Genomic DNA, 9,058 nt, shown 5'->3' with positions numbered 1-9,058 from the left:
GTATCGGCCCAGGAAGGAATCGAGCAATGCCTGACGCACCTGAGATCACGTTTCACAACACCGTGGAGGAGGTGCGCGAAGCCTGGCGCTCACTCGTCCTGACCGGCGGCTACGCGCTCTACGTCGATGCGGACGGCGGCCTGCATGCCCTCCGCCTGGGGGTGATGGGTATCCAATGACGGATCTCTACCGGTTCGAGTACCGCGGCGCCCCGATGGTCGCCGACATTGACCTCGCCGACATGCCTACGACGACGGCCGCACCGAATCTCCGCGTCATCGCGGGTTCGTGGTCGACGTGGCGGCTCGAGATCACGCGACCCGAAGGCTTGCCGGCGGAGGCGCGACAGTTCCGTTGCGTCGACCCGTCCGACCCCTCGAAGCCGCATCCCCGCGGGAACCTCACCGCCGCGGAGAGCGCGTCTGACATCGACGTTCTCATGGTCCGTGAGGACGGCTACGTCTGCCGCGCCGCAGTCGGGGAGGCCGCGCTGTGGCCGTGGCGGGACCAGGCATACCGCGACGCCTTCCAGGCGCGACTCAACGCGTAACGGGTCCGACCGACCGAGTGTGGTCGGACCATCCTGGCGGCTCGCGATCTCACGGTCGGACGCCATGGGGGTGGTCCCTGATAATCTCCGACCATGCTCCCCGACGGCGAGCCGCTCGATCGGCTCACGACCCCCCTGTACTCGCAGGCCGAGGTCGCTCGCATCCTGCGCGCCAAGCCGTCCACCTTCCAACGCTGGACCCGCGGGTACACGACGGCTCAGGGCCGGCCGATGCCTCCGTTGGTGTCGGGCGTGCGCAGCGGCCGCGGATACAGCGTCCCCTTCCTGTCGCTCGCCGAGGCCTACGTCGTGCGAACCCTGCTCGATACGGGCGTGACGATGCCGCACATCCGCGACACTGTGACGGCTCTCCGTCAGAATCTCGGCGTTGAGTACGCGTTGGCCAGCCGTCGACTGAAGACCGACGGTGCTGTGATCCTCTGGGAGCACGAGCAGGACCGGGGGGACGAGTCGGGCCTGGTCGTCTACTCGAACGGACAGGCCGTCTTTCGCGACGTCGTTGCCGAGCGGCTGCAGACCATCACGTACAGCAACGGGTACGCCGAGCAGATCGAGATGTCGGTAGGTGCCGCCGCGCAGATCGACATCCATCCTTTGCGCAACTTCGGGCAGCCCACGCTCGCTGGGACAGGCGTCCGTGTGTCGGACATCGTGGGTCGGCTGCGGGCTGGGGAGAGCACTGGCAGCGTCGCGATGGACTACGAGGTGCCGGAACGAGCCGTCCGATCGCTGCTGTCGCTGGCGGCGTAGGTCTGCACCGTGGGGCAGGTGGGCGACGTGCGATTCTTCGTCGATCGCGGCCTAGGCGCCCATGTCGTCCCGAACGGGCTCCGCGAGCGAGGGTGGTCAGTGACCACGATGAACGAGCGATACGGCAGCGAGGCTGGTCAGCAGCTCGCGGACACACAATGGATCGAGGACGCCACACGTGCTGGGGAGGTGTGCCTGTCGAAGGATGAACGCATCGCCCGCGTCGCGATCGAAGCTCAGACCGTGTACATGAACGACGCGCAGGTCTTCGTCCTCAGCAGCTCAAGCGTGACGGGTCCCACCATGCTTGAGTGGCTCGTCGCCAACGAAGCGCGGATCCACAGGCTCGCCGACAAGGCCGGCCCTTATGTGTTCGCAGTCGGCGCGCAGCGACTTCGTCGAGTGCCGCTGAAGTACCCATAAACGGACGGCCGCATCTACCCACATCGCGTCTCCACACGAGAGTTGGCGACCCACTCGTGGATCTCGGATTCTCGGTAGACGACGGTGTTGCCGCTCGGCTTGTAGTACGGAGGCATCAGCCTCTGGTGGCGCCGGACGGCGAGGATGTCGAGGGTCATCCCAGGGATGAGCTCGCACACCATCGCCGGCGAGAGGTATCGATCGTCGCGCATCGTCCCATGATTCCGAATCACGCCACCAGGGGGCCGATCTATCTCGGATCCCCCTTCGCGCAGGTGTAGGGGGTGCGCACTCTGCATCCCCCCTCACGATCGAGCGGTTGGGTGGCCAGGGATACCATCCGCCAGGCGGATCGATCCGAGACGAGCGGGATCGCGCTCCGCGACCCCGTGCGCGCGATCCCTCATCCGAAATGAGGGATCGTGGTGCGCATGAGGATCCAGGACATGACCCCCGCCGAGCGGCTACGAGCCGCAGCCATCATCATGCGCGACGCGATCGAGCAGCAGGACTATGAGGCTGCGCTGCGCGCGGAGGAAGAACGACAGCGAGAGAACCCCGCATCTACCCCGCAGATTGGAGGACAATCGCTGATAGCACCTGATCTAGACAGGCCATGGGCGTGCTGGGCAGACGGACGCAGCGATACCCCGCAATAACCCTCGATTCGGCGGGATACACAATCGTGAGGTCGCGGGTTCAAGCCCCGCTCCCGCTACATCTCGGACAGGTTGACTGTCCTACTCAAACGATCGCCGTATCTCCTCCCGTGACTTTCTGCGCATCGCGGGACTCCGAGTGCTCGGCAGCATCGAAGCGCGTGGTCACGAGTGCTTCGTTGGTTTGCCGAGCCGAGATGGTGCCCATCGTTGACCTGCCGTGTTCATTTCTCACCCGTCCTTTCGTGTGTAGTAAGTGGTGAGCCAGTAATCGCTCCCGTCCGGGACGTTGATCTGCAGAGTCGTCGGCTGCGACGGGTCGTCGAGTGGCACCGCGGCGATCGAGGTGCCCGCCGTGCCGCACGTGGCGCCGACGCTGTTCGAGTGCGCCTGTTCCACAGCGATCGAGTACGCGTTCGTGCCGGTACAGGTGAGAAGAAGCACGACCTCAACGGGAGTGTTGAGATCGGTCGCGGGTAGCGCGACGGTTTCGTCCCTGTTCCCGGAGAAGTTCCCAGCAGGGACCGCACGGGGATACTGCTCCAGGATCTTCTCTCCTTGGCCAGCGAAATGTTCTCCGTCAGTGGTGCTTCTAGCGGGCGTCGTCGATATCGCGGTAGTAGGCGTCGGGGATGGGCTCGGGGCCGGTGGCGCGCACGCCACCAGTGCCATCACAAGCGGGACGGCTCCGACAATGGTCAACCTTCGGCACATGTTCATCTCACCCTCCTGCTTCATCCTCGGTCGCGTCGTCGGCCATATTTGTGCGCGTGCAGCCAAATGGGAGGGCCCGGAAATCTTCGGTAGTTCTCAGTGACGACTGAATCGCGACGTGACCTGCGGTTAGCTCGCACGAATTTGCGGATGTCGCAACAGCAGTGCCTTGCGATATCCGCCCGGCATGGCTATCGCGCTGGGGTTGGGCCTCCCGCACCGACCGTCGTGAGAGGACTTTTCGTGGATGTGCGCTGCACGGGCATTGCGCAAGCGGCGTCAACGTCCCCCGAGTGGGCTCGTATTCGATTCGCGTCGATTTGGCGGGCGTTGAGACCCGCGCCCGCACGGCCGCGGTGTGGGTGATTAAAAGGCCCTGGCGAGCCCGTCTCCGACGACAGATGCGCGCCAGGGCGAGCCAAGAGCCCGAGGGCGGTTGACCTATCACGCTCGCGCGATCGACGACCTCCGTGCGGGGCTCCTCGCGTAGGGCGGGTGGGTGCCTTTGGGGGCGGCGGACGAGCAGAAGCCGGTCGCCGAAGACACCGTCGAGGCGTCGGGGAGATCGGCATCCGACCCCATCGGCGGCTGGTACGGCACCCGCGGGGGCTACCGGGGGCGACTCGGCATGTATCTGCCGCCGCTGGGGGAGTCGCTCGGGCTCGCCGAGGTGACTCACGACGCGCGCAACAACCGCATGCGCGCGATCTGATCCCTCCCGCGGCATACACCCGTCTAAGGCACCCCCGCCATGCCCGCGAACTCGCGATCGACTCCACCGACCCGGGGTCTCGTGCGCCCGCAGACGCGCCTCTGAGACGCGCCGACGCTTCCGGAACGGTCGCGCTGAATACGTCCTGGTGTGCGGTCCAGAACAAGGAAAGCCCGGGGTGACGGTGCTGTCATCCCGGGCTGTCCATTCCTGTGTCAATCGTGCTGCATATTAGCGATACTAGTTTAATCAGCGTATTTTTAAATTAGGCGAGATAATCTTCTCAGCGACCTTGCGGCAGCTGGTTGAGGGAAATCTCTCGCGCGTCGAAAAGCCCCCGCTTCGCGACGACCATGGTGTACCCGTGGGATCGCAATTCGTGGGCGACCTCGGGCGTCAGGGGACGCTTGTCGATCTTCTCCCACCCGGTTGCGAGCCGGTATCCGTGCGTAATGGTGCGGACGCGTGCCATCAATTTTCCCGATCACATCGTGGCACCGGTGGGATCCATTCGCGAAATTTGGAGGTTGCCGAGGAGTAAACAAAAACCTTGAATGGGCTATCAACCCGGCCGTCGACCATTTCCTGTCAATTCACCCCAGTCCGCGGCGGGAGCACCGCCCGGGCGCAAGGATGCAAGAAAAGCCATGTGAACGTTGAAGCATGCGAGCCGCAGCGTCGTCGCCCACCCGATGATCTCGTCACCGTGCACGGCTTTGTACACGACGCGGTCCTCCGGCGAGACGCGCCGGATCTCCACGCGCCCGTACTCATGCCCGTGCGGGTCGATCATGCGCCACGTCCCGGTCGGGCCCTCGACCGCGGCGAGGATGGGGTGCCAGTGGGTCACGTGTGCCGGAACCTTTCTCCGGCCGAGTGCCGCAACGGTACCTCGGCCCGCAGACATCGGACGGGGGCCCGTCCTCGCAGGCCGCGACACGCAGATCTCGGCCGATTGGCGAGATCCACGTGTCGGCTCGGGCGTCTCCCCTAATCTCGGCGTCATGGGGGCGGCTATCCAGGCCACGGCGGTGGTCAAGAAGTTCGGTGACGTGACGAGCGTCGACGGTCTGAATCTCACGATTCCCCAGGGGACGTTCTACGGCATCGCGGGACCCAATGGCGCGGGGAAGACGACGTCGATCCGCATGATCGCCGGACTTCTCGAACCCGATGCCGGATCGATCGAGGTCGCCGGGCTCGCCGTATGGCCGAATCCGCGAGGGGCGAAAGCGGTGCTCGGCTACGTCGCCGACAATCCATCCCTCTTCGGTCGCCTGACGGCGCGGGAGATGCTGGACTACACGGGGATGCTGCGAGGAATGTCGGCTGCCGACATCCGCACCCGCGGAGACGACCTGCTGCGAGTGCTCGATCTCGAGGCGGACGCCGGGCGGCCCATCGCGGACTTCTCCCTCGGTATGACCAAGCGCGTCGGATTGGCCGTGGCGATGCTCCACGCTCCGCGCGTGCTCATCCTGGACGAGCCGTTCGGTGCCCTCGATCCGGTCAACACCCAGGTGATGGAGCAGATGCTGCAGCGGTTCCGCGAGGGCGGCGGGACCGTGGTGTTTTCAAGCCACGTTCTCGACGTCGTGCAGAAGCTGTGCGATCGCGTGGCGATCATCGCCCACGGCGCCCTGGTCGCCGAAGGCACCGTGGCCGAGCTTTCGCACGGCGGGTCGCTGCAGGACGCGTTCGTCGACATCGTCGGTGGGCGCGAGCTCGCCGAAGGAGATCTGTCGTGGCTTTCGTCCTCGCCCGCCTGAAGCTTGCGCTCCAGATCAGCGGCGCGCGCACGTCGAGCCTCGGCATCGTCGTCTTCGTGCTCGCGTGGGCGCTGGGCATCCTCGTCGGTCTCGCGGGCGGATTTCTGGTCGCCTTCCTCGACTCGGGAGCCTCCCCGTTCGGCGATCTGCTCGTCCTGCTGTTGTTCGTCGCGGTCTTCGGCGGCTGGATCGTGCTGCCCCTGGCCGTCCCCGTGCCGACGTCGAACATCGTCGACCCGGCCGTGCTCGAGCAGTACCCGCTCACGCGATCCCAGCAGGTGACGGGCCTGCTCCTGGGCGGTCTCGCGTCGCCGACCGCCGCCGCGACGTTCCTCACCGCGGCGGGAGGAGTCGCCGCGACCAACGTCGGGCTGATGGATCGGGCCGTGGCCGTCGGTGCGGCGTTGCTGTTCACGGTGCTCTGCGTGGCCTCGTCCTGCGCTGTGCGAGCGCTGTTCGCCGAGGCGCTCACGGCGCGGCGAGGCCGGGACGTCGCCGTCGTCCTATCGACGCTTGTGATCCTCACGCTGTACGTCCTGCCCCACCTTCTCCGTCCCCTGCTGGGAGCGGCCGAGGATGCCGGAGCCATCCTCGTCGCGATCCTCACCTGGACGCCTCCGGGTGCCGCGGGAGCGTTGGCGTACGTGCTCGAGAGCGGCGACGCGGTCGGCGCGATCGCGCGGGTGGGTGTCGTGATCACCGCGATCGGGATCGCGGTGATGCTCTGGGGCTTCGCTCTGCGCCTCCACGTGAAGGGGCACACGGCGAGGGCCGTGGCATCCGGTCACCGCCATTCGGCGGCCGGGTTGACGCTGGTGCCCCTCGTGCTGAGAGGGTTCCGCGCGGGGCCCGTTCTCGCGGCGGCGAGCCAGCATCTGCGCTACTACTTCTTCCGCGCGCCGCGAGCGGCGCAGTTCGTGGTGCTGGGGCCGGTCGTGGGGGTCATGTTCGCCGGCGCGCAGGTGCACGCGACCGGCCTGCCGTTCGCCGTCGCCGTCGGCTCGGTGGCGATGGGCGCCAGCGCGTTGCTGAACCTGTTCGGCTTCGACGGCCGCGGGGTAGAGCTCACCGTCCAGACGGGCGGGTCCCTCGCCAGCGTGCTGCGCGGCAAGCTTCTGGCCGTCTCGTTGTTCCTGGTCCCCGGCGTCGCTCTGCTCACGATCGGTCTCGGCATCGCGACGGGGTTCGCCGATCAGGTCCCTCTCGCGCTCGTCTCCGCGCCCGCCGCCCTGCTGCTCTCGTTCGCGGTCGGCGCCGCGTGCAGCGCGTGGAATCCGTACGACCAGGAGGCTCCGCAGGGCGACCGCAGCACCCTGTCGGTCCGAATGCTCGCCGCCTTCGGTCTCGCGTTCGCCATCGTGTACGGCATCGGCTGGATGAACACCTGGGTGCAGCCCGTCATCCCGGTCGCGGTCGTCCTCGGCGCGGCGCTCGTGCTGGCGGCCGTCGCGGCCGTCGTCTCCACGCGGGCGAGCGGGGCCTACCTCGATCGGCATCCCGAACGTCTTCTCGCGGCCTTCGCCTCGCGCTGATCCACCCCCCATGACAGGAGAACGCATGTCGTCATCGACCCCCGCCGCCAGCAAGGGCCGCCTCTGGTTCAACAGCTTCCTCATGGCGCTGGCCGCCAGCTGCGGGTACCTCATCGTCGCGCTCATGAGCCAGCACCAGGTGCTGACGATCGTCATCGCGATGGCATCCATCACGCTCGTGCTCACGCCGATCTTCTACTGGACCTACTCCCGTCGGGCTGCTCGGCCGGGAACCGCGCCACGACGCGAGGTCTAGCCGCGAGCTTCCCGGCGCGGCGGGGACGCTCGGCATCCGGTACGTCGACGTCGGTCGCCCGGCCTCGCCTCAGCGGTGGTCGCGCCAGAAGTGCTGCGGGTCGTAGCCCAGGAGTCGCCGCGCCTTGTCGATCGACAGCAGGGTGTCGGTGCCGCTCAGGTCGGCCCGCGTCTCGACGTCGGGGAAGACCTCCGCCACCAACTCCGCGTTGGGCCGCGTCATCACGGTGTCCGCGGCGGCGATGATGAAGCGGTCGAAGCCGGCGGGGGCGTTCTCCAGCGCGCGCTGGACGGCCTGCGCGCCGTCGCGCGCGTCGATGTAGCCCCACAGGTTCCACTTCCGCGCGCGGGCGTCGGTGTCGAAGGGGAACTCGGCATAGTCCTCGGGCACCATGACGTTCGAGAAGCGCAGCGCCGTGATCGACAGGTCCGGATGCCAGCGCACCAGCTCGGTGGCCAGGTGCTCCTCGAGCACCTTGACGAGGGAGTACACCGACTCCGGACGCGGGGCGTAGTCCTCGTCGACGGGGATGTAGGGCGGGTCGATGTCGAACGGCAGGCCCAGCACCGTCTCGCTCGAGGCGTAGACGATGCGGTCGATGCCCAGACGCACGGCGGCCCAGAACACGTTGAACGTGCTGACCATGTTGTTGTGGAAGGTCGCGACGTCGGACCGGATGCCGGGCGCGGGGATCGCGCCGAGGTGCACGAGGGCGTCGATGCCGTCGTGCTGGTCGTTCACGCCCGCCAGCGCGTCGATGACCTGGCCGTAGTCGGTGAGTTCCACCTGGACGAAACCCGGTCCGCGCTCACCGCGGACGTCGAGGCCGATCACCTCGTGTCCGGCCGCGCGGAGCTCCCGCGCGACGACGGTGCCGAGTTTTCCGGACGAGCCGGTGAGTGCGATGCGCATGAGCGTCCTTCGGTCGGGGGTATGCGCATGACGTTACCGCCGCCATGCGGCGACGGGGCCGTGCGAGCGTGGAGGCCATGGCGGCGTGAAATGGCATGACTCCGGTGTTTCGTCAAGAGCCCTCCGCCGGATCGAACGGGGTGTTTCGCTATGTGGACGCGCCGGGTTCGTGATTCGTCACAGAACGGCGACTCCATCTGCTGACAGGAACGGGCATGACCTCTTTGTCCTCCGCGACCGACGCGTTCCTCGCGGCACGCGCGGCTGACGGCGACCAGATCGCCTTCGGGGTACTGGTGCGCCGCCACGCTCCGTTCCTCGTCGCCTTCGCCACCAAGCTCACCGGTTCGCGCGCCGATGCCGACGACTGCGTGCAAGAGGCCCTGATCACCGCGTGGCGGCGGCTCCCCGACCTCACCGATCCGGCGAAGGTGCGCAGCTGGTTGACCACGATCGTCTCCCGCAAGGTCACCGATCGGATGCGGGCGCGGAAGTTCTCGGAGCAGATCGACGAAGAGATGGTCTCCGTCGGTGATGACCCGGAGCGCTCGGTTGTGGCATCGTCGCAGATGGACGCGTTGAAGAAGGTCTTGGCCGAGCTTCCTGAGGAACTGCGCGTCGTGTGGGTGCTGCGCGAGATCGGTGGCCACAGCTACGACGAGATCGCCACCGAGGTCGGTGAGACGGCGGCCACCGTCCGCGGCCGCCTCGCCCGGGCGCGCAAGACGGTGTTGGAACGTATGCAGGAGTGGAGGTGATC

Annotated in this window: 14 protein-coding genes; 9 read left to right on the top strand and 5 right to left on the bottom strand. The window is 67.1% G+C overall.

The window, feature by feature from the left end; all coding sequences use genetic code 11:
- Positions 1-26 precede the first annotated feature (26 nt).
- From AC3WLZ_RS13120 to AC3WLZ_RS13105, 4 genes are all read left to right on the top strand, one after another.
- Positions 27-179, top strand: a complete 153-nt coding sequence (locus tag AC3WLZ_RS13120) for a hypothetical protein (RefSeq protein WP_412925357.1) — start codon at positions 27-29, stop codon at positions 177-179.
- On the top strand, positions 176-550 hold the full coding sequence (locus AC3WLZ_RS13115) for a hypothetical protein (RefSeq protein WP_492470325.1): 375 nt from the start codon (positions 176-178) through the stop codon (positions 548-550). Before AC3WLZ_RS13120 ends, AC3WLZ_RS13115 begins: the two co-directional genes overlap by 4 nt.
- Positions 551-643: 93 nt before the next feature.
- Complete coding sequence (locus AC3WLZ_RS13110) at positions 644-1,321, top strand: DUF433 domain-containing protein (protein ID WP_492470324.1); 678 nt, start codon at positions 644-646, stop codon at positions 1,319-1,321.
- 9 nt (positions 1,322-1,330) lie between these two features.
- Positions 1,331-1,744, top strand: coding sequence for a PIN-like domain-containing protein (locus tag AC3WLZ_RS13105; protein ID WP_492470323.1), 414 nt, complete (start codon positions 1,331-1,333; stop codon positions 1,742-1,744).
- Positions 1,745-1,758: 14 nt separating this feature from the next.
- Here AC3WLZ_RS13105 and AC3WLZ_RS13100 read toward each other — a convergent pair whose 3' ends face one another.
- Positions 1,759-1,956, bottom strand: a complete 198-nt coding sequence (locus tag AC3WLZ_RS13100; RefSeq protein WP_412925353.1) for a helix-turn-helix transcriptional regulator — start codon at positions 1,954-1,956, stop codon at positions 1,759-1,761.
- 678 nt (positions 1,957-2,634) lie between these two features.
- Complete coding sequence (locus AC3WLZ_RS13095) at positions 2,635-2,847, bottom strand: hypothetical protein (protein ID WP_492470322.1); 213 nt, start codon at positions 2,845-2,847, stop codon at positions 2,635-2,637.
- A gap of 769 nt (positions 2,848-3,616) precedes the next feature.
- Between AC3WLZ_RS13095 and AC3WLZ_RS13090 the strand changes: the two genes are divergently transcribed.
- On the top strand, positions 3,617-3,829 hold the full coding sequence (locus tag AC3WLZ_RS13090) for a DUF6855 family protein (RefSeq protein WP_492470321.1): 213 nt from the start codon (positions 3,617-3,619) through the stop codon (positions 3,827-3,829).
- 283 nt (positions 3,830-4,112) lie between these two features.
- On the opposite strand, the gene AC3WLZ_RS13085 is transcribed toward AC3WLZ_RS13090, so the two are convergent.
- Complete coding sequence (locus AC3WLZ_RS13085; RefSeq protein WP_492470320.1) at positions 4,113-4,301, bottom strand: alternative tryptophan synthase beta-subunit; 189 nt, start codon at positions 4,299-4,301, stop codon at positions 4,113-4,115.
- 90 nt (positions 4,302-4,391) lie between these two features.
- A complete protein-coding gene (locus AC3WLZ_RS13080) occupies positions 4,392-4,679 on the bottom strand; it encodes a hypothetical protein (protein WP_412925348.1) in 288 nt (95 codons plus the stop codon).
- Positions 4,680-4,833: 154 nt separating this feature from the next.
- On the opposite strand from AC3WLZ_RS13080, the gene AC3WLZ_RS13075 reads away from it, so the two are divergent.
- From AC3WLZ_RS13075 to AC3WLZ_RS13065, 3 genes are read left to right on the top strand one after another with little or no spacing between them, the layout of a single operon-like run.
- A complete protein-coding gene (locus AC3WLZ_RS13075; RefSeq protein WP_492470319.1) occupies positions 4,834-5,598 on the top strand; it encodes an ABC transporter ATP-binding protein in 765 nt (254 codons plus the stop codon).
- Complete coding sequence (locus AC3WLZ_RS13070; protein ID WP_492470318.1) at positions 5,574-7,130, top strand: hypothetical protein; 1,557 nt, start codon at positions 5,574-5,576, stop codon at positions 7,128-7,130. Before AC3WLZ_RS13075 ends, AC3WLZ_RS13070 begins: the two co-directional genes overlap by 25 nt.
- Before the next feature lie 25 nt (positions 7,131-7,155).
- Positions 7,156-7,386, top strand: coding sequence for a hypothetical protein (locus AC3WLZ_RS13065; protein ID WP_412925345.1), 231 nt, complete (start codon positions 7,156-7,158; stop codon positions 7,384-7,386).
- 69 nt (positions 7,387-7,455) lie between these two features.
- On the opposite strand, the gene AC3WLZ_RS13060 is transcribed toward AC3WLZ_RS13065, so the two are convergent.
- Positions 7,456-8,298, bottom strand: coding sequence for an NAD-dependent epimerase/dehydratase family protein (locus tag AC3WLZ_RS13060; RefSeq protein ID WP_492470317.1), 843 nt, complete (start codon positions 8,296-8,298; stop codon positions 7,456-7,458).
- Between the two features lie 215 nt (positions 8,299-8,513).
- On the opposite strand from AC3WLZ_RS13060, the gene AC3WLZ_RS13055 reads away from it, so the two are divergent.
- Positions 8,514-9,056 (top strand): RNA polymerase sigma factor, encoded by a 543-nt coding sequence (locus AC3WLZ_RS13055; protein ID WP_412925343.1) that lies wholly within the window; start codon positions 8,514-8,516, stop codon positions 9,054-9,056.
- The last annotated feature ends 2 nt before the right edge of the window (positions 9,057-9,058 follow it).

The organism is Microbacterium sp. FW305-3-2-15-F-LB2 (assembly GCF_058787255.1).
Note: the sequence above shows the minus strand (reverse complement) of the source record. Positions and strands in the feature narration are given on the sequence as shown.

What these genes read in the sequence shown, in the direction of transcription:
- AC3WLZ_RS13075 (WP_492470319.1), top strand. Translation starts at nt 4,834, where the DNA reads ATGGGGGCGGCTATCCAGGCCACGGCGGTGGTCAAGAAGTTCGGTGAC.
- AC3WLZ_RS13115 (WP_492470325.1), top strand. Translation starts at nt 176, where the DNA reads ATGACGGATCTCTACCGGTTCGAGTACCGCGGCGCCCCGATGGTCGCC.
- AC3WLZ_RS13060 (WP_492470317.1), bottom strand. Translation starts at nt 8,298, where the DNA reads ATGCGCATCGCACTCACCGGCTCGTCCGGAAAACTCGGCACCGTCGTC.
- AC3WLZ_RS13100 (WP_412925353.1), bottom strand. Translation starts at nt 1,956, where the DNA reads ATGCGCGACGATCGATACCTCTCGCCGGCGATGGTGTGCGAGCTCATC.
- AC3WLZ_RS13085 (WP_492470320.1), bottom strand. Translation starts at nt 4,301, where the DNA reads ATGGCACGCGTCCGCACCATTACGCACGGATACCGGCTCGCAACCGGG.
- AC3WLZ_RS13055 (WP_412925343.1), top strand. Translation starts at nt 8,514, where the DNA reads ATGACCTCTTTGTCCTCCGCGACCGACGCGTTCCTCGCGGCACGCGCG.
- AC3WLZ_RS13120 (WP_412925357.1), top strand. Translation starts at nt 27, where the DNA reads ATGCCTGACGCACCTGAGATCACGTTTCACAACACCGTGGAGGAGGTG.
- AC3WLZ_RS13065 (WP_412925345.1), top strand. Translation starts at nt 7,156, where the DNA reads ATGTCGTCATCGACCCCCGCCGCCAGCAAGGGCCGCCTCTGGTTCAAC.
- AC3WLZ_RS13110 (WP_492470324.1), top strand. Translation starts at nt 644, where the DNA reads ATGCTCCCCGACGGCGAGCCGCTCGATCGGCTCACGACCCCCCTGTAC.